At 63.1% G+C, this 19,414-nt stretch carries 16 protein-coding genes and 2 tRNA genes; 13 read left to right on the plus strand and 5 right to left on the minus strand.

Annotated features, from left to right (window positions below; genetic code table 11):
• The first annotated feature begins 126 nt into the window (after positions 1-126).
• The 3 genes from lon (at position 127) to IC232_RS08845 (ending at position 3,182) form a co-directional block, all read left to right on the plus strand.
• The gene (gene lon / locus IC232_RS08835) at positions 127-2,553 is read left to right on the plus strand and encodes an endopeptidase La (RefSeq protein ID WP_190844554.1); all 2,427 of its coding nucleotides are present in this window, start codon (positions 127-129) and stop codon (positions 2,551-2,553) included.
• 193 nt (positions 2,554-2,746) lie between these two features.
• Positions 2,747-3,025 carry an HU family DNA-binding protein gene (locus IC232_RS08840; protein ID WP_036352717.1) on the plus strand — a complete coding sequence of 93 codons (279 nt, stop codon included), beginning with the start codon at positions 2,747-2,749 and terminating at the stop codon, positions 3,023-3,025.
• An 81-nt stretch (positions 3,026-3,106) separates the two neighbouring features.
• A tRNA-Val gene (locus IC232_RS08845) sits at positions 3,107-3,182 on the plus strand.
• A 39-nt stretch (positions 3,183-3,221) separates the two neighbouring features.
• On the opposite strand, the gene IC232_RS08850 is transcribed toward IC232_RS08845, so the two are convergent.
• Together IC232_RS08850 and IC232_RS08855 are read right to left on the minus strand one after the other, a co-directional pair.
• Positions 3,222-3,800 (minus strand): DUF1003 domain-containing protein, encoded by a 579-nt coding sequence (locus IC232_RS08850; RefSeq protein WP_190844555.1) that lies wholly within the window; start codon positions 3,798-3,800, stop codon positions 3,222-3,224.
• A 231-nt stretch (positions 3,801-4,031) separates the two neighbouring features.
• Positions 4,032-4,643, minus strand: coding sequence for a DUF4142 domain-containing protein (locus IC232_RS08855; RefSeq protein WP_190844556.1), 612 nt, complete (start codon positions 4,641-4,643; stop codon positions 4,032-4,034).
• Positions 4,644-4,919: 276 nt separating this feature from the next.
• Between IC232_RS08855 and IC232_RS08860 the strand changes: the two genes are divergently transcribed.
• Together IC232_RS08860 and IC232_RS08865 are read left to right on the plus strand one after the other, a co-directional pair.
• Positions 4,920-5,429 (plus strand): hypothetical protein, encoded by a 510-nt coding sequence (locus IC232_RS08860; protein ID WP_190844557.1) that lies wholly within the window; start codon positions 4,920-4,922, stop codon positions 5,427-5,429.
• 347 nt (positions 5,430-5,776) lie between these two features.
• Positions 5,777-5,854, plus strand: a tRNA-Pro gene (locus IC232_RS08865).
• 79 nt (positions 5,855-5,933) lie between these two features.
• Here the strand turns inward: IC232_RS08865 and IC232_RS08870 are convergent.
• Positions 5,934-6,356: a DUF2141 domain-containing protein gene (locus tag IC232_RS08870; RefSeq protein WP_190844558.1), complete on the minus strand. Its 423-nt coding sequence runs from the start codon at positions 6,354-6,356 to the stop codon at positions 5,934-5,936.
• Between the two features lie 151 nt (positions 6,357-6,507).
• On the opposite strand from IC232_RS08870, the gene IC232_RS08875 reads away from it, so the two are divergent.
• Positions 6,508-7,527: an ABC transporter ATP-binding protein gene (locus IC232_RS08875; protein WP_190844559.1), complete on the plus strand. Its 1,020-nt coding sequence runs from the start codon at positions 6,508-6,510 to the stop codon at positions 7,525-7,527.
• Positions 7,524-8,729, plus strand: a complete 1,206-nt coding sequence (locus IC232_RS08880; RefSeq protein WP_190844560.1) for an ABC transporter permease — start codon at positions 7,524-7,526, stop codon at positions 8,727-8,729. The genes IC232_RS08875 and IC232_RS08880 overlap by 4 nt, the downstream gene beginning before the upstream one ends.
• A gap of 23 nt (positions 8,730-8,752) precedes the next feature.
• Here IC232_RS08880 and IC232_RS08885 read toward each other — a convergent pair whose 3' ends face one another.
• Positions 8,753-11,209, minus strand: coding sequence for an AI-2E family transporter (locus IC232_RS08885; protein WP_190844561.1), 2,457 nt, complete (start codon positions 11,207-11,209; stop codon positions 8,753-8,755).
• A gap of 113 nt (positions 11,210-11,322) precedes the next feature.
• On the minus strand, positions 11,323-12,276 hold the full coding sequence (locus IC232_RS08890; protein WP_190844562.1) for a threonine/serine dehydratase: 954 nt from the start codon (positions 12,274-12,276) through the stop codon (positions 11,323-11,325).
• A 157-nt stretch (positions 12,277-12,433) separates the two neighbouring features.
• Between IC232_RS08890 and argE the strand changes: the two genes are divergently transcribed.
• The 6 genes from argE (at position 12,434) to IC232_RS08920 (ending at position 19,399) form a co-directional block, all read left to right on the plus strand.
• A complete protein-coding gene (gene argE / locus IC232_RS08895; protein WP_190844563.1) occupies positions 12,434-13,588 on the plus strand; it encodes an acetylornithine deacetylase in 1,155 nt (384 codons plus the stop codon).
• Between the two features lie 152 nt (positions 13,589-13,740).
• Positions 13,741-15,339, plus strand: coding sequence for an ABC transporter substrate-binding protein (locus IC232_RS08900; protein WP_190844564.1), 1,599 nt, complete (start codon positions 13,741-13,743; stop codon positions 15,337-15,339).
• Positions 15,340-15,443: 104 nt separating this feature from the next.
• The gene (locus IC232_RS08905; RefSeq protein ID WP_190844565.1) at positions 15,444-16,424 is read left to right on the plus strand and encodes an ABC transporter permease; all 981 of its coding nucleotides are present in this window, start codon (positions 15,444-15,446) and stop codon (positions 16,422-16,424) included.
• 10 nt (positions 16,425-16,434) lie between these two features.
• Positions 16,435-17,391 carry an ABC transporter permease gene (locus tag IC232_RS08910; protein WP_190844566.1) on the plus strand — a complete coding sequence of 319 codons (957 nt, stop codon included), beginning with the start codon at positions 16,435-16,437 and terminating at the stop codon, positions 17,389-17,391.
• 14 nt (positions 17,392-17,405) lie between these two features.
• Positions 17,406-18,398 carry an ABC transporter ATP-binding protein gene (locus IC232_RS08915; RefSeq protein ID WP_190844567.1) on the plus strand — a complete coding sequence of 331 codons (993 nt, stop codon included), beginning with the start codon at positions 17,406-17,408 and terminating at the stop codon, positions 18,396-18,398.
• Positions 18,395-19,399 carry an ABC transporter ATP-binding protein gene (locus IC232_RS08920; protein WP_190844568.1) on the plus strand — a complete coding sequence of 335 codons (1,005 nt, stop codon included), beginning with the start codon at positions 18,395-18,397 and terminating at the stop codon, positions 19,397-19,399. The genes IC232_RS08915 and IC232_RS08920 overlap by 4 nt, the downstream gene beginning before the upstream one ends.
• The last annotated feature ends 15 nt before the right edge of the window (positions 19,400-19,414 follow it).

A 19,414-nucleotide genomic window follows, 5' to 3' on the forward strand; every position in this document is an offset into this window, starting at 1 on the left:
ATCGCCCGAGGGAGGGCCCGGCGTACCGGATGCAGCCCATAACAAGAGCCTGAGCATTCCGGTTATCCGTCTGAGGTCCAGCTCATGTGAGGGGATCCCCGGACGCAGTGAAAAGGAAGTCGTCTCATGACACAATCGAAGCCACGTCAGCCTGTTGTTCCAGGCTCGACCGGAACCTATGCGGTTCTGCCTCTGCGCGACATTGTTGTCTTTCCGCATATGATCGTGCCGCTCTTCGTCGGCCGCGAAAAGTCGATCCGCGCGCTTGAGGAGGTGGTCAAGGGAGACCGTCACATCCTTCTGGCGACCCAGATCGATGCAACGGATGACGATCCGGCAACGGATGCGATCTACAAGGTCGGAACCCTGGCCAATGTGCTTCAGCTCCTGAAGCTGCCCGACGGCACCGTGAAGGTGCTGGTTGAGGGCGCGAGCCGGGCCAAGGTGAAGACCTATACCCGCACGGACGAATATTACGAGGCCGAGGCCGAGGCTCTGCCCGATGCGCTCGGTGACCAGGTGGAGGCCGAGGCGCTGGCCCGCTCCGTGGTGTCCGAGTTCGAGAACTACGTGAAGCTCAACAAGAAAGTGTCGCCCGAGGTTGTGACCGCGGTGACCCAGATCGACGAGCCGGCCAAGCTCGCCGACACCATCGCTTCGCACCTCGCCATCAAGATCGCCGACAAGCAGGCCATCCTCGAGACCCCGACCGTTGCCCAGCGCCTGGAGAAGGTGCTCGGCATGATGGAGAGCGAGATTTCGGTTCTCCAGGTCGAGAAGCGGATCCGCACCCGCGTGAAGCGTCAGATGGAGAAGACGCAGCGCGAGTACTACCTCAACGAGCAGATGAAGGCGATCCAGAAGGAGCTCGGCGACGACGAAGGTCGCGACGAGCTGGCCGAGCTCGAGGAGAAGATCGAGAAGACCAAGTTCACGAAGGAAGCCCGCGAAAAGGCGATGGGCGAGCTCAAGAAGCTCCGCCAGATGTCGCCTATGTCGGCGGAAGCCACCGTCGTGCGCAACTATCTCGACTGGTTGCTCGGGATCCCGTGGAACCGCCGCTCGAAGATGAAGAAGGACCTGAAGGCTGCCCAGGATCTGCTCGATGCGGATCACTACGGCCTCGAGAAGGTCAAGGAGCGCATCGTCGAGTACCTGGCCGTGCAGCAGCGCGCCAACAAGCTCACGGGCCCGATCCTCTGCCTCGTCGGCCCTCCCGGCGTGGGTAAGACCTCCCTCGGCAAGTCGATCGCCAAGGCCACGGGCCGTGAGTTCGTGCGCATGTCGCTCGGCGGCGTCCGTGACGAGTCGGAGATCCGCGGCCACCGCCGGACCTATATCGGCTCGATGCCCGGCAAGATCGTCCAGTCGATGCGCAAGGCCAAGACGTCCAACCCGCTCATCCTGCTCGACGAAATCGACAAGATGGGCATGGACTTCCGCGGCGACCCGTCGGCAGCCCTGCTTGAGGTTCTCGACCCTGAGCAGAACTCGACCTTCAACGACCATTACCTGGAGGTCGACTACGACCTGTCCAACGTGATGTTCGTCACGACGGCCAATACGCTCAACATTCCCGGCCCGCTTCTCGACCGTATGGAAGTGATCCGCATCGCGGGTTACACCGAGGAGGAGAAGGCCGAGATTGCCCGCACCCACCTGATCCCGTCCTCCATGAAGAAGCATGGCTTGGCGGACAAGGAGTGGAAGATCGGCGACGAGGCTCTCCTCATGCTGATCCGCCGCTACACCCGCGAGGCCGGCGTGCGTAACCTGGAGCGTGAGATCGCCAACCTCATCCGCAAGGCCGTGAAGGAGATCCTGATCTCCAAGGTCAAGTCGGTGGAGGTGACGACCGACAACCTGCCGGAGTTCCTCGGGCCCCCGCGCTATCGCTACGGCGAGGCCGAGACCGAGGACATGGTCGGTGCCGTCACGGGCTTGGCCTGGACCGAGGTGGGCGGCGAGTTGCTGACCATCGAAGGCATCATGATGCCGGGCAAGGGCAAGATGACCGTCACCGGCAACCTGCGTGACGTCATGAAGGAATCGATCTCGGCTGCGGCATCCTATGTCCGCTCCCGGGCCCTCGATTTCGGCGTCGAGCCGCCCATGTTCGACCGTCGTGACATCCACGTGCACGTGCCGGAAGGTGCGACGCCCAAGGATGGTCCCTCGGCCGGCATCGCCATGGCGACCGCCATCGTGTCCGTCATCACGAGCATCCCGGTTCGCCGCGATATCGCCATGACGGGTGAGGTCACGTTGCGGGGCAGGGTGCTGCCCATCGGCGGCCTGAAAGAGAAGCTCCTGGCGGCCCTGCGCGGAGGCATCAAGAAGGTTCTGATCCCCGAGGAGAACGCCAAGGACTTGGCCGACATCCCGGCAAGCGTGAAGAACGGGCTTGAGATCGTGCCTGTCTCCATGATGGATCAGGTTCTCCAGCATGCCCTCGTGCGCATGCCGGAGCGGATCGAATGGGACGAGGCCTCGGTTCTCAAGAATCCGAAGCCTGCAGTCGAGGACGACTCGACCGGGGTCGTGGCTCACTAAAGCCTCTGCCTGACGTAACGACAGGAGCCCCCGGACTCGTGTCCGGGGGCTTCTTTTTGGGAAAATGTGCCGAAAAACGCCTGATTTCAGCCACTTCGGGGTTGCTTACGGATAAGCTTTGAGCCAAACGGGTGGTCCCTGAAACGGTGGACCATTTCCTTTTGCGGCTGCCGTGATCACTGGAGGATAAGACATGAATAAAGGCGAGCTCGTTGCGGCCGTTGCCGACAAGGTGGGCCTTTCGCGTGGCCAGGCTGGTGATGCGATCGACGCCGCCATCGAGGCGATCACCGGCGCTCTGAAGCAGGGCGACGAAGTCAAGATCGTCGGTTTCGGCACGTTCGTGGTGACCAACCGCGCCGCCGGCGAGGCGCGCAACCCGCGCACCGGCGAAAAGGTCAAGGTTCCCGCTTCCAAGACCCCCAAGTTCCGCGCAGGCGCCGGCCTGAAGGACGCCGTCAACGCGAAGTAATCGCTTTTTGACAGCGTTTGGTTGCGATGAGGGCCAACAGCGCTTGCGTTGTTGGCCTTCTGTTTTTATGTCAGGCCTGTCGGGCGGTTAGCTCAGCTGGTAGAGCATCGGTTTTACACACCGCAGGTCGGGGGTTCGAACCCCTCACCGCCCACCATTTCCCCTAATGAAGGCCTGATCTCCTCAAGGCGCCTCGTCACGACGAGCTGTTCTCGCCGTCCTGCGTCAGCCGGTCGAGCACCTTTTCCGGCGCAACATGCCGCTCCAGTTCTTCCAAGCTAGGGTCATTGGCTTCCTGGATGCCCAGATGCTCGGCGATGGCGCGTGTGAGGGTCAGAAGTCGGGTGATCTCATGCTCTGAGAGAAGGTTGGTCTGAAGATCCAGCTCCGAGCGACGGTCCGCTTCTGCGGCTGCACGGTTCTGGCTGATCAGGACGAAGGTGGAGAGAAAGATCGCCTCCACGGACGCAAAGGTCGCAAGGATCACGAAAGTCGGATCGAAGACCGGCGCACCGGGGATGATTCCAAGATTAGCGGCAACCCACCCGGCGACCAGGGCAAGGTGCACGTAGACGAACGCCATGCTGCCTGTGAAGCGGGTAATTGTCTGGGCAATCCGATCCTGAAGACTGGCCTTTCTTTCTTCCTCCTGGCGCTTGTGGCGCAGGGCATTGATGTTCCTCTCCAGCACGGAGGTGAAGCCGGGCGGCTGGGCCGGAGACGTGCTCGGGCTTCCTCTCAGCACCCTTTCCCGTTCTTTAAGGCTGCTCTGCATGCCAGCACCGTTCCATCTCTCGCCAAGGCGGCAGCATGAGAACGAATGGTGCTCTGAAGAAGTTCACCGGTCTGGCGAAGGTGACGGGCCTGATTGGGCGATGGGGTCGAACGCCGCACCCGTTGCATGAAACAATCCGTTTTCCGAGGGGTTGGACAGGATCCCTCCAAGGATTGCTCCTGAGACTTGAACCCGCTCCAGCCTTCACTGGAGCGGGTTTTTTCTAGCGCCTTAGCGGACGGTCTTCTGCATCTCTTCGAGCATGGCGATGTGCTCGCGGATATGCCCGCGGGCCATCTTGGCGACGTTCATATGCTCGCGGTTCTGCGGGTTGGCCTGCAGATAGCGCTCCTGGACCTGCAGCAGGTCGCGGTGGCCCTGGAGCTGCGCTTCCAGGTACATCTTGTCGAACTCAGGCCCGGCCTGCTGGTTCTGCATCTTCTGCATCATGTCACGGGCGCTGGCGTCCATCTGCATGGCAGGCTGAGCCGACTGGCTGCTCGCCGATCCCGTTGCGGCGGTTGCTCCAGGGTCCATCATGGAGCGCAGGACTTCCGACAGGGTGGTCTGCTCCTGTACCTCGAAGTTGGCGAAGCGCTTGAGGTCGCCATTGCGAATCTTGTTCATGGCCATGCGGCTCGATTCCAGAGCCACCATGCCGAGTTGCATGGTCTGCTGCATGTGCTGCATGTCGGCTTGGCTCATCTGACCGCCCGCGCGGTTCATCGGCATGCTGCCCGACGAACCTGTCGGCATGGTAGATGAAGACCCGCTGGTCTGAGCGAGGGCAGGGGCAACGATAAGCGCGGCGGCCAAGCCGCCGAGGAGCGCACGACGATCCATAAATCTCTCCTGCTGAACATACCGGCTCGGCCGCGACACGCCGAAGATGACGCTCGACTCTGGGCCGCCGTTGCGATGCGAACGTCATGGCCGCGGGAAGGTTTCAGCGCAGCGGTTGGCTGGATCGGGAACCGCAGTTCACAGTCCCGTGCGGTGCCGCACAGCTTTAGCTCATGTACAATGTAATTACGTAAACCTGTCTCACAGAATCAGGCTTGAGCCTGGCGCGAGATAAACCAGTGGGGCTTTGTACTGACGGACAAATGAGGATTAGGGATGGCTATCATCTATGCTCAAGGTACCACGGTCGCATTAGGCACAGCCGGGCCTGATACAATCTATGGCAACGAGCTTGACAACGATCTTTGGGGTAACGGGGGTAACGACCGGATCTACGGCGGGGCCGGGGATGACTTCATTTCCGGCAGCCGAGGCCGTGATAGGCTTACAGGCGGCGACGGATACGATGGTTTCTTCTTCGGAAACTCAGCGCTGTCGAAGACATCGACGGACATAATCACGGATTACAACAGAAACTACGATTCGATTGTGCTTTCAAAGTACGCGTTTGCAGGGGTCGGAAAAGCCAGCACATGGATGAAACCCAGTGCCTTCTGGCAAGGCATCAAGGCTCACGATAGCAATGATCGTATCATCTATAATCCCAAGAACGGCACGATCTACTATGATGCCGATGGAACAGGTTCAAAGGAAGCTATTCCATTCGTGAAGATCGGAGCAGGCCGGAAAATGTCCTCAACAGACTTTTGGATTGAGGCGATCTGATCATCCAAGCCTTTGGGAAGACAGCAGGGTGTAGGGAGGCATCTACTCCCTGCTGCTATCGGCAGGCTTCGATCCGACCGGTGCGGCCTCGGTGCCGCTCAGGCTCGGTGGGCAAGCAGCCCAGAGGGCTTGGATTCCGACGGCACTCCATCAGGACGGGGAGGGGCTGGATCGGCACCGGCTGAAGAGTGACGTGATCTGAAAGGGGCTGAAGGGCAGAAAGCGCCCCGCAAGAACATGGCCCGATGAACCGCTCGGCGACGGGCAAGCCCTTTCTGTCCGGCAGATGAATTTCAGGGTTGCGCTACCGCTCCTAAAAAGTTAGAGCATCCAAGCCTTTCGGCAGTCGGAGCGTAGCGCAGCCCGGTTAGCGCACTAGTCTGGGGGACTAGGGGTCGGAGGTTCAAATCCTCTCGCTCCGACCATTAATTCAAGAGTTTAGGCCCCTTTGCCTTGCTCTGATCTCTTCAAAAATTTGAGATTCTTGCCTCTCGCGAGGAAGGTTCAGCGCGCCAAAGGCGAGCGGGCAATCCGGACCTTTGCGAGGGTCGGACCCGTGACAATGATGCGGGCAGCCTCGAACGAAGGCGGGGCCGTGCGGCCCGTTCCGTTGCTGAAGCCATAGGGCTCCAGGGGCAGCCCTCTTTGGTCGCGGTCGAGGTTGTTGTTGCCGTTCGTGTCCTGGAAGACGGCGATGGCGTAGGATCCGTCAGGAACATCAGGGAAGGCGACCTGAAACTCCGCCGCCGGGGGCTGCACAGTCTGGCTATACCGGCAGGAGCCGAAATCGAGGGATCCCGAGCAGATGCCGACCAGAATGGAGCCCTGGCCCGGAATGGCGCCCTCCACCTGAACGGTCAGCGGAGCTGCCTCCGCCGCGCCCGTCAGCATGAGAACAGCGATCATTCCAATCGTCGATCGAAGCATGGATGGTGCACCTCGTTGAGCGCCGCGCCTTGAGCGGCCGGCCAGGACAAACTTGGCGCTTGGCTTCAAGAATGCGAGAGCGCACGGCTCCTCTGGGGATCACATGAACGCGCGCTCTTCCCGAAACTGGAATCGGAGCTAGGTTCCTGACGTGAGGCGGCCACTGCCGACTTCTCTCGAGGAGACAGCCATTCCTGCGCGTCAGAACCTGTCGACGATGCCCAAGCCGGCGCCCGCACATACGGAACCGGCGATTGCGGTTTTGAGCCAGGTTCATGTTTGCTTGGGCGCGCGTGAGGTTCTGCAGGGTTTGAACCTGTCCCTGAACCAGGGCGAGATCTTCGCGCTGCTGGGACGCAACGGGACGGGAAAGACCACCCTGATGCGGCTCATGACGGGCCAACTCCAGCCGACATCCGGCGAGGTGCGGGTGTTCGGAGGCAATCCCGGCAGGGAGGCTGCGCCTCGCCGGCTGATGAGCCTGGTTCCGCAGGAGATCGCACTCTATCCGCGCCTGACAGTTCGGGAAAACCTTGAGATCATGGCCGGAATGGCGGGGCTGCCGAAGCGCGAGATTCCCACGCGGGTCGCGGAGGCGATGGCGTTGGTTCAGGTGGAGGGCCGACAAAGCGACCTGATCGATCATCTTTCCGGCGGCTACAAACGCCGGGCCAACATCGCCGCAGCCCTGCTGACGCGGCCCAGGCTTCTCCTTCTGGACGAGCCGAGCGTCGGCGTCGATGTGGATGCCCGGCTGTCCCTTCACAGGGCCCTGAGGCAGTTGCGGGATGACGGCGCGTCCATCCTGCTCACGACTCACGACCTCGACGAGGCCAGGGTCCTGGCTGATCGGATCGGCATTCTCGCATCCGGCCGCATGACCGAGGAGGGGCCTGTCGGCGACATTCTCCGCCGCATGTTCGGCGACAGACGCGAGGTGGTCGTGACCTTGAGCCGGGAGCCAGGCGACACCGTGAAGAGCGCTCTCGAACGATTGGGGCTGGCGCCGACAGCCAACCCGCTTGAATGGACCTCATGGTCAGCAGGTGTTGAAGGGTTCGGGGCTCTGCCGGCTGCGCTGCGGCGGCATGGCATCGATCTGCACGAGATCCGCCTTCGCGAGCCGGGGCTGGAACATGTTCTGGCTCATGTGGAAGGCACACGCTCATGATCTTTCCGGCCGCTCGGGTCATGTTCCTGACCTTGCTCAGGGATCGTGGCGCGCTCGCCATGGCGTTCGTGCTGCCGCCGCTGATCTTCGTGATTTTTGCGGCGATCTTCTCATCCGCCGGTGGCGACCAGCTCCGGCTTCATGTGGGTATCGCCGATCTGGCGCGAACTCCGACGACCGCGCAACTGGTCCAGGTGCTCCGGCGGGAGCCGACCTTGCGCGTCACCCACAGTGACGATGCCTCGGCCGAGAGCGTGCGCGGCTTGGTGAAGGACGGCGCGGTCGATCTGGGGCTCATCCTCAGGACCGATCTCAATGAACGCAGCGCCGGCGCTCCCGTCCTCCTCGTCACCCACGAGGCGCGGGCGATTGCCGGTGCCATCATGGCAGGCCACCTGCAGCGGCTTCTGGCAGTCCACATGCCGGACGTCGCGTTCGCCCAGGTGCTGGCCGATCTGGAAGCCATCGGCGGAATTACGTCCGAGCAGAGAATCTGGATCGACGAGACCTTCAAGGAAAAGGCGGACGCGACACGCAACGATCCGCGCATGCGGGACGCGGGTCTGGTCGCTAGCGAATCTGCCCTGCCGCAGAATGCCGGTTGGGCTGTATCCTACTATGCCGGCGCCGTCGCGGTGATGTTCCTCCTTCTGGCAGCCGTGCAGGGCGCCGTCGGGCTCATCGAGGAGCGGCGCCTGGGCGTCTATGATCGCCTGCTGGCAGGACCTGGAGCCATCGCGACGATCATCTTAGGCAAGTTCCTGTTCCTCGTCGCGCAGGGGAGCGTGCAAGCGGCCCTGGTCTTTATGGCGGCCTACATTCTCTACGGGGTGGATTTCATCGCCTCCTTTGGTCCATGGCTCACCACGACCCTTGCGGTCGCCGCGGCGACGTCCGGCCTTGCCCTGAGCCTGTGCGTGATCTGCTCCTCCCGTCAGCAGGCGCAGGTGCTGTCCACCTTCGTGGTGCTCATCCTGTCTGCTGCCGGCGGCAGCATGGTTCCGCGCTTCTTCCTGCCGCCCTGGCTGCAGGAGGCCGGATGGTGGACGCCGAACGCGTGGTCGATCCAGGCTTATTCGTCGGCGCTCACGCCGGGATCATCCTCTACGTCGCTTTGGACAGCATGGACGATCCTGGTCGCCATGGCGGCAGGAGCGTTGCTCTTCAGCCTGGCTGTCTCGCTTCGCCGCCGCTCCATCTGACGGCTGACGTTCCGATACTTCGCTCAGGACGATGCATCCTGCTTCTGTCTCTGCCCTGACATGGGGGCGGGTGCTCCCTGTTCATTTGGCTTTTGAGAGTTGCTTTCCAGTTCAGCCATGAGGTCGTCGGCCATCTGTTGCAGCCTGATGCGGTCCTCATCGGAAAACTCACGCGGCTCCATGTCAATGACGCACAGGGAGCCTAGGGCGAGGCCGGTGGAGGTGCGCAAGGGCGCTCCGGCGTAGAACCGAATGCCTTTTTCGAGCACGAGCGGATTGTTCGTAAACCGGGGGTCCTTCGTCACGTCCTCGGATACGACCACCTCGTCGGTCGCCACCACGTGGCCGCAGACAGACTCCTCGCGGGGAACCTGCCGGCTGGCGTTAAGATCGGGCGGCAGACCCTGCGCGCCCGGCATGAGCTGTTGCTCCTCCGTGATCATCGACACGAGCGCGATCGGAGCGCCGAACGCTTCGGCAACGCGTTTTGCAACCTCATCGAAGGAATGGCGATGCCCTCCTGCAAGCCCAAGGTGCTGCATGGCGGCGAGCCGTTCGTGCTCATTGTCGATCGTAGCAGGCGTTTGGTTGCCACTCGTATCGGAAGTGGTTTCCTCATGTGCAAGCCACGCACTGACCTGATTGACGCACACATCGAGCGACAGGATCGCCGCATCGGCGGACATCTGCCGGGCCAAATCCTCCGTGTGGGTTCCCTGTGGCGGAGCGTTCCAGCAGCACACGACCAATTTTACGTGAGGCGCCCGCCGGCGCAAACGCCGGCAGATGTAGCGGGCGAAGACCTGCGGCTGAGGGTGAAGGTAGGACAGGCACACCACCTCCACTCCGGTGAGGTCAAGTTGCGCCAAAGCACCCTCAGTCACTGCAATCGGCGGCAGGACTCGCGCTCCGGCTCCGTTCTCCTCAAGAACCTGCGCCAGCATCTCGGCTGCAGCCCGATCGAGCTCCGTCCGTCCCGCAATGCAGAGAATGGGCTTGTTCGGACTGGTCGCAGAGGATGGGGCCTTGTCAGCGCCATCCGCCTCCTGCGAGGACGATGTTTTCTCCCGAACGTGGTCTTCGACCTCCCTCACCACACAGATGGCCGTGCTCGCGACCGCGCGCCGGTAGTTGGTGTCGGTGGTGCTGCGCTGGCGATCGTTCTCGGCCAGGCGAAGGGCCGGGATCGCGACATGGTCGTAGAACTCGCGCGAGGAATGCTCGTCCACGTAATCTTCGGCAATCTCTGTGGCTTCTTCCAGATTGCCGGCGAGCAGGCGCTGGTAGAGGCGTTCCTCAGGGGCGAGAACCGGATCGCTGCCGAGGAGGACACCGAGAAACTCGAGCTGCGGAACGTATCGGCCGATCACCACAAGGCAGACGGTCAGGGGCGTTGCCAGGAAGAGCCCGACCGGTCCCCACAAGGTGGTCCAGAAGATCGCCGCCATGATGATGGCGAGCGACGACAGGCCCGTGCTGGATCCATAGAGCCAGGGCTCGATGACGTTGTTGCTGATAAGTTCGGCGAGAAGAAACAATCCCACGACCCACAGCAGCATCGACCAGCCCGGGTCGACCGCGAAGGCGAGCGCGATGGGAAAGGTCGCGGCCAGAAACGGACCGAGATAGGGCACGAAGCGCAGCACCGCCGCCAGCAGGCCCCACAGCACCGCATTGGGAACGCCGATGAAGTAGAGCACGATCCCTATAGGGACTCCGTAGGTTAGGTTGACGATAAGCTGCATCAGCAGGTAGCGGCTCACCCGTGCGGCCGCATCGTTGAGTGCCTGCGTGGTCTTCTGAAGATCGCCGGCGCCCGCGAGCTTGATGAAGCGGTCACGCAGATCCTCCTGCTCGAGCAGGATGAAGATGACGAAGATGACGATCAGACCCGCTGTTGCCAGCGGGGCGAGGAGCGGACCGACAATGGTCTGGATGATCTCCAGCGGCTGGGATTCGGGTCGCTCGAGCCGGACGGTAACGGGCTCCTGTGAGGCAGGGGGGCTCCCGAGAGCCGTGCCGGCCTGCTCGGCGGCTTTGTCGGTCGCCTTCTCTGCCCCTGAGATTTCCTTGCTTAGGTCCTGAATGGTGGTCGTGACCTTGTCCACGACCCCGCCTCCGGGAGCGGAGGTTTGCAGGGCGCGGATCTTCTCCGTAATCGTCGTCTGATAGCTGGGCAAGTTGTTGGCGAGCTGCACAAGCTGGCGGCCGACCACATAGGTGAGGCCTCCGATCAGGACGAAGGCCAGGGTCACGGCGATCAACGCGGCAGCCACCCTCGGGAGCCTCAATCGCCGGAGCCGGTTGACGAGAGGAGTCAGCGCAAAGCTGAGGAGGATGCCGACGGCGAACGGGATGAAGATGTCACGGCCGAAATAGAGCGCTCCGATCGCCAGAACGATCCCGCCGGCCGTGAAGAGAGACGAGCCTGCCGCAGGCGGTGGAGCCGGCTGAGGGGCAGGGAGAGCCGGATCAACCATGCGCGGTACTTTCCAGTTGAGCTGTCCTGCAGACAACTCGGCAGCACCTTGTTGGATCCGATACCCTTAAGCTCCCTGGGGGATGGCTGGCGCGATCAGGCCCCCTTGGAGGCCTAACGCCAGCCGTCCAGATCGTCCAGGGACAGGTTCGAGCCGCACAGCACGAGGCCGATCACGCTGTCCTCGGGCAGGGATGAGGCAACGGTTTCAGCCGCTGTCAGCACGCAGGCGGCAGCGGGTTCGCAGAGGAGCTTTTCCTTCTGCAGAAGCCAGCTCACATCGGCAATCACCCGCTCGTCTTCCACGAGAATGATCTCCTTGAGGAAGAGCTTGGCGCCCGCGACCGTCCTGTGGGTTGCGAATGGTGCACCAAGAGTCCTGGCGATGGAGGTCGGGCGGATCGTCACCGGCTCGCCTGCCTTCAGCGCCTCGGTCATGGTCGGGGCGCCAATGGTTTCAACACCGTAAATCGTCAGCGAGGGCCGCTTCGCCTTCAAGGCAGCCGCGACGCCGGACATCATGCCGCCGCCGCCGATGGAGACGAAGACGTGGGTGAGATCGGGGATGTCTTCAAGGAATTCGAGCCCGAGGGTACCGTGGCCCGCGATGATCGCCGGATCGTCATAAGGGTGGACGAACAGCCGCCCCTGGCGCTGGTACTCCTCAGCCTTGGCGAAGGCCTCGGCGGCATCGTCGCAGAGTTCGATGCGAGCACCGTATTTCGTCGCGAGATCGACGTTGAAGCGTGGCGTGACCTTCGGCATCAGCACGAGGGCGTCGAGGCCCAGCGTCCCGGCGACGCGCGCGACCGCGATGGCATGGTTGCCGCCCGACACCGTCACCAGCCCGCGACGGCGCTCTTCGTCGCTCAAGGTGAACACCTTGTTGAAGACGCCGCGCACCTTGAACGAACCGGCAAGCTGCAGCGCCTCCATCTTCAAGGTCGTACGCCTGCCGAGCCGCGCCGACACCTCAGGGCTGTCGAAGGCTGGCGTGCGCCGGACCCGTCCGGCGATGCGGCCGCGGGCGGCTTCGATATCGGCAAGCGTGACGTCAAAGGTGGTCATCGTGTCTCCGTCGGGCCGGAATGGGAGGAGGGCGGATCATGGTGGCGCGCGGCCCGCCGCGTCAACAGGCAGCCGCCGGTGTATGGGTGATAATTCCGGCTTGACCAAGCGCGCTGCGGGATCGGATGCTCACGCCTTTCCTTGGGAGAAGCACGACATGTCCTTATCGCCCCGCGAGATGCTCGCGCGTCTGGTCGCCTTTCCGAGCGTTTCGACGAGCAGCAATCTCGACATCATCAGCTTCTGCCGGGACTGGCTCAACAGCCACGGGGTGGAAAGCACTCTCGTGATGAGCCCGGAGGGCGACAAGGCCAACCTCTACGCCACCATCGGCCCGAAGGTGGAGGGCGGGGTCGTGTTCTCCGGCCATACGGACGTGGTGCCCGTGGAGGGGCAGAATTGGACCACCGATCCCTGGACGCTGACCGAGAAGAATGGCCGCCTCTATGGGCGCGGCTCGGCAGACATGAAAGGCTTCGACGCGCTCGTGCTGGCGCTGGTGCCCGAGATGGCGAAGATGCCCCTGAAGCGGCCGGTTCATATTGCGCTCTCCTATGACGAGGAGATCGCCTGCCGGGGTGCGCCCTCCATGGTGGAGGCCATGGCGCGATCGCTTCCGAAACCTGCTGCCGTGATCGTAGGTGAGCCGACACGCCATGCGGTGGTGACGGGTCACAAGGCCTCCGTGCAGCTGCGCACGCAGGTGACCGGCTACGCGGTCCATTCCAGCCGGATCGACCAGGGGGTGAGCGCGGTCATGAACGCGGCCCGCCTCATTGCCTGGCACGAGGACGTGATGGAGGAGAACCGCCGCCGCGCCGATCCGGCCAATCCGTTCGAGCCACCCTACACCACGCTGCATTGCGGCATGGTGGCGGGCGGCAATGCCGCCAACGTGGTGTCCTCCTCCGCGTGGTTCTTCAGCGACATCCGGGCGATCCCCACGGAGAGCCCGCGCGGCTATCTGGATCGCTACGAGGCGTATATCCGGGAGGTGGTCGAGCCGCGGATGAAGGCGATAAGGCCGGAGACCGGAATCGCCGTCGAGCTGATCGCCGAGGTGCCGGGGCTCAGGCCCGAGACCGACGGGGAGGCCGAGCGCCTCATGCGCAGGCTCACAGGCGACAACGGCACTCACGTCGTCTCTTACGGCACTGAGGCCGGCATCTTCCAGCAGGCGGGCTGGTCGACGGTGGTCTGCGGCCCCGGCGACATCGCCCAGGCTCATCAGCCTGATGAATATATCGAGATCAGCGAACTGGAATCCGGCGAGCGTTTGCTGCGGCGCATCATCGGGGAGCTCTGTGCCTAATTGGTAAGCAGGGTGGTCCAAGACAGGGCTAGACCGCCGGCCACTTTCCTGCCTAACTTCATCCCGGACGGAAGGCACGCGGCCAAGGCCGGCTTTCCGACAAGAAGAACACCGCGCACAGACGCGGGGCTTCCAGAGGAGAAAGAGACACGATGACCAAACGTACGAAATTTCTTGCCGCCACGGTTGCCGTGCTGATGACCGGCGCTGCCCTGCCGGCCATGGCTGTGACCCTGCGCTATGCCAACCAGGGCGACCTGAAGTCGCTCGATCCCTATACCCTCAACGAGACCACCACGATCGCCCATCATGGACATGTCTATGAAGGCCTGACCAAGCGCGACAAGGACCTGTCCATCATCCCGGGCCTCGCCGAGCGCTGGGAGATCAGCGAAGACGGCATGACTTGGCGCCTGTTCCTGCGCAAGAACGTGAAGTTCCACAACGGCAATCCGTTCAACGCCGATGACGTGATCTTCTCGGCTACCCGCGTACGCGCCCAGGGCTCGAACTTCCAGACCCGCGTGCCGAGCGGCTCCGAATGGGTGAAGGTCGACGACCACACGGTCGACGTGAAGCTGAAGTCGCCCAACCCGATCATGAATGCCCAGTGGGACACCTGGTACATCATGGACAAGGAGTGGTCGGAGGCGAACAACAGCGTTGCGCCGACCCCGGCTGCTGCGACGACGCCGAGCTACGCCTCGCTGAACGCCAACGGCACCGGCCCGTTCAAGATCGAAAGCCACCAGCCCGGCGTGAAGACCGTCTTCAAGCCGCACAAGGAATGGTGGGGCAAGGTCGAGCATAACCTCGACGAGATCGTCTTCACCCCGATCGCATCCGATGCCACACGCGTGGCTGCGCTGCTCTCGGGCGAGGTGGACGTGGTCGAGCCGGTTCCGCTGCAGGACGTCCAGCGCGTCAATAGCAGCGCCAACGCGAAGGTGCAGGCAGGCCCCGAGCTGCGCACCATCTTCCTGGGCTTCGACCAGACCCGCGACGAGCTTCTGTTCTCGAACGTGAAGGGAAAGAACCCCTTCAAGGACAAGCGCGTGCGCGAGGCCTTCTACAAGGCCATCGACATCGAGACCATCAAGTCCCGCGTCATGCGCGGCATGGCGACGCCCTCGGCTCTCATGATCGCGCCTCAGATCTTCGCGCTCTCGAAGGACTTCGAGCGCCCGAAATATGACGTCGAGGCTGCCAAGAAGCTCCTGGCCGATGCGGGCTACCCGAACGGCTTCGAGGTCGGCATGGACTGCCCGAACGACCGCTATGTCAACGACGAGGCGATCTGCCAGGCCGTCGTCGGCATGCTGGCCCGCGCCGGCGTCAAGGTGAACCTGATGGCCCAGCCCAAGGCGCAGTACTTCGCCAAGGTGCTGAAGTCCGGCAACTACAACACGTCCTTCTACCTGCTGGGTTGGACGCCGGGCACCTTCGACAGCCACAACGTGCTGTTCGACATCCAGGGCTGCCGCGACAACGCGCAATCCTCGCGCGGCGAGTCGAATCTCGGCAACTACTGCAACAAGCAGCATGACGAGCTGACGGACAAGATCTTGGTCGAGAGCAACAAGGAGAAGCGCGACCAGATGATCAAGGAAGCGTACAAGATTTCGACCGAAGACTACTCCTACATCCCGCTGCACCAGCAGGCCCTCGCCTGGGGCGTCTCGAACAAGGTGACGCTGACCCAGCGCGCCGACAACCAGGTGCTGCTCTACTGGGCCCAGAAGAAGGAATAGTCCGCGCCTGATCGCATGTCCCGGGCAGCGCGCTGCCCGGGACAATTCATTCGAAGGCCCCGGACGAAAGGCTCGCCCGAGGCGCAGCGATCAAGAGATTGTGCATGTTTGCTTTTGTCATCCGACGTGCCCTGCAGGCCATTGGCGTTCTCCTGGCCGTCGGCATCATTTCGTTCGCGATGTTCCGCTTCGCCGGCGATCCGGTGAACCAGATCGTCTCCCTCGACACCCCCGCGGCGGAGCGGGAACAGGTCCGCCGCTCCCTCGGCCTCGATGACCCGGTTCCGGTGCAGTTCGCCCGTTATCTTTCTCGTGCCGTTCAAGGCGAGTTCGGCGTGTCCTACCAGTTCCGGCAGCCCGTCTCGGACCTCTTGGCCGAGCGCATGCCCGCCACCCTGGAACTGGCCTTCTGCGCAACCCTCTTTGCGATCGGATTCGGCGTGCTCATGGGGGTCTATTCAGGCCTGAAACGGGACAGCTTCCTGGCCAAGGTATTCCAGACGATCTCGCTGATCGGCATCTCGCTGCCCACTTTTTTGATCGGCATTCTGCTGATCTATCTGTTTTCCGTCATCCTTGGATGGCTGCCGTCCTTCGGGCGCGGCGACACGGTTCGCCTGGGGTGGTGGTCGACGGGGCTTCTCACTACCTCGGGCCTGAAGGCTCTGATCATGCCGTCGATCACGCTAGGCCTGTTCCAGATGACCCTGATCATGCGCATCGTCCGGGCCGAGATGCTGGAGGTGCTGCGCACCGACTACATCAAGTTCGCACGGGCGAGGGGGCTCACCACCCGGGCCATTCATTTCGGACATGCGCTCAAGAACACGCTGGTTCCGGTCATCACCATCGTGGGCCTGCAGTTCGGCTCGGTGATTGCCTTCGCAATCATCACCGAGACCGTGTTCCAGTGGCCCGGGATGGGTCTTCTGTTCGTGCAGGCGGTGCAGAACGTCGATATTCCAATCATGGCAGCCTACCTGATGCTGGTGGCGCTCATCTTCGTCCTGATCAACCTCGCCGTCGACATCCTCTACACGATCGTCGATCCCCGCCTGAGAACGTCCATCCGGCAGCCGGCCTGAGGAGGGAAGAATGGCAGACGCAATCCAGGCGGCTCCCACGCCGCATTCCCCGCCCACCACATGGGCCGGCCGCTTCTTCGACAGCGACGTCTGGGCGAGCTTCAAGCGCTCCAAGCTCACAATGGTGGCCGCCGTCCTGACCGGTCTCTTCATGGCTTCCGCCATCCTGGCAGGAGTCCTGTCGCCGCAGGATCCGTTCGATCCCGCGCAGCTGGAGCTCATGAACAGCCGGCTGCCGCCGATCTGGGATGCGGAAGGGCAGATGCCGTTTGTGCTGGGTACGGACGAGCAGGGCCGGGACATCTTCTCGGCCATCCTCTACGGCCTCCGGATCTCGCTCACAGTCGGCATCCTTGGCGTGGCGCTCTCGGCCACGCTCGGGATCACCCTTGGGCTGGTCGCCGGCTATGTGGGCGGCACGACGGATGCCATCATCATGCGCATCGCCGATGTGCAGCTGACCTTCCCGGCGATTCTCATCGCCCTCCTCGTTGACGGGGTGGTGAAAGCCGTCCTCGGGGGGCAGCTCGATGAGATGACGACCCTCTCCGTGCTGGTCTTCTCCATCGGTCTGAGCTTCTGGGTGCAGTACGCCCGCACCGTCCGCGGCTCGGTGATGGTGGAGAAGAACAAGGACTACATTGCTGCGGCGCGCCTCATCGGACTGCCGACTCCGGTGATCATGTTCCGGCACGTCCTGCCCAATGTCCTTGGTCCGGTGCTGGTGATCGCCACCATCAACCTGGCACTTGCCGTCATTACCGAGGCGACACTGTCGTTCCTCGGCACCGGCATGCCCGAGACCATGCCGTCGCTCGGCACGCTCATCCGCATCGGCAACAACTATCTGTTCTCCGGCGAGTGGTGGATCGTGGCCTTCCCGGGCATTGCGCTGGCCGTTCTGGTGCTCGCCATCAACCTCTTGGGCGATTGGCTGCGCGATGCGCTCAATCCGAAACTGCGATGAGAGAGGCGACATCCATGGCTCAACCTGTCCTCTCCGTCCGTGACCTGCGCGTCGAGTTCGTCACGCGCCGTGGCATCCTCAAGGCCATCGACGGCATCTCCTTTGACATTGGCAAGGGCGAGGTGCTGGGCGTCGTCGGTGAATCCGGTGCCGGCAAATCGGTGACGGGCTCCGCCGTCATCGGCCTCATCGATCCGCCGGGCCGCATCGCCGGCGGCGAGGTCCTGTTGTCGGGCATGCGCATCGACAACCTGCCGCCCGAGGAGATGCGCCGGGTGCGCGGCAAGCGCATCGGCATGATCTTCCAGGATCCGCTGACGAGCCTCAACCCGCTCTACCGAGTCAGCGAGCAGCTCGTCGAGACCATCCGCACCCACACAAACCTCTCCGCTTCCGGCGCGCGCAAGCGCGCCATCGACCTCCTGGCGGAGGTCGGCATCCCAGCGCCGGAGAGGCGGATCGACAGCTATCCGCACGAGTTCTCCGGCGGCATGCGCCAGCGCGTCGTCATTGCGCTTGCGCTTTGTGCGGAGCCGGAACTCATCATCGCCGATGAGCCGACAACGGCCCTCGACGTTTCCGTCCAGGCGCAGATCATCTCGCTGCTGAAGCGTCTTGGGCGCGAGCACGGCACGGCCATCATGCTGGTCACGCACGATATGGGTGTGATCGCCGAGACCGCCGACCGCGTCGCCGTGATGTATGCGGGCCGCATCGCCGAGATCGGTCCCGTGCGGGAGGTGGTGCAGAACCCGCTGCATCCCTATGCCAAGGGGCTCATGGGGGCGATCCCGTCTCTGGAGAGCGAGACGGACCGCCTTGTGCAGATCCCTGGCTCAATGCCGCGCCTGTCGGCCATTCCGCCGGGCTGCCCCTTCAATCCGCGCTGTCCCTATGTGTTTGACCGCTGCCGGGTCGAGCGGCCGGAGCCGATCCAGCACAGCGAGCACCGGGTTGCCTGCCATCTCTACGATCAATCTTCCGTCCGGTCGGAGGCCGTCGCGTGACCGAACGTTCCTATGTCGAAGTCAAAGACCTGCGCCGTGAGTTCGACGTCTCCAAGCCCTGGCTCAACCGGGTGCTGGAAGGCGGCGAGAAGCAATTTCTGAAAGCGGTCGACGGCGTCTCGTTCTCCATCGCCAAAGGCGAAACCTTTGCGCTTGTCGGCGAGTCCGGCTCGGGCAAGTCGACGGTGGCCCGCATGGTGGTGGGATTGCTGCCTCCGACGAATGGCGAGGTGGTGATCGACGGGGTCTCCATGTCGAGCAGGGCTGCTCTGGCCGAGCGCCAGCGCCTGCGCCGGCGCATTCAGATGATCTTCCAGGATCCCTATGCCAGCCTTAATCCGCGCTGGCAGGTGGACCGCATCGTCGCCGAGCCCATCCGGGCCTTCCGGTTGATCGAGCGGGAGAAGGAGATCACGGATCGAGTCGGCGAGTTGTTGACGCTGGTCGGGCTTCACCCGGCGGACGGCAAGAAGTACCCGCACGAGTTCTCCGGCGGACAGCGCCAGCGCGTTGCGATTGCCCGTGCGCTTGCGTCGAATGCAGAATTCATCGTCTGCGACGAGCCGACCTCGGCGCTCGATGTATCGGTTCAGGCCCAGATCCTGAACCTCATGCGCGACCTGCAGGATCGCCTCGGCCTGACCTACCTGCTCATCAGCCACAACCTCGCCGTGGTGCGCCACATGGCGACCCGGATCGGCGTGATGTATCTGGGACGCATCGTCGAGATATCGAACGGGCGCGAGCTCTTCGCGCAGCCGAAGCATCCCTATACCCGGATGCTCCTCGATGCGGTGCCGGACGTAGGCATGACCGGGCGCCAGCGCATTCCGGTGAGCGGCGAGATTCCCAACCCGATCAGCCCGCCCTCCGGCTGCACCTTCAACGCGCGCTGCCCGTTTGCCAACGAACGCTGCCGGGCTGAAATTCCGCCGCTCCTCGGGGGTGTCGCCTGCCACGCCATTCATGAAGGGCGTCTGACTGTCGATGCAGCCGCATAGGCTGTCAGCGCCAGA

The sequence above is a fragment of the Microvirga sp. genome (assembly GCF_014699075.1).
Classification (GTDB): domain Bacteria; phylum Pseudomonadota; class Alphaproteobacteria; order Rhizobiales; family Beijerinckiaceae; genus Microvirga.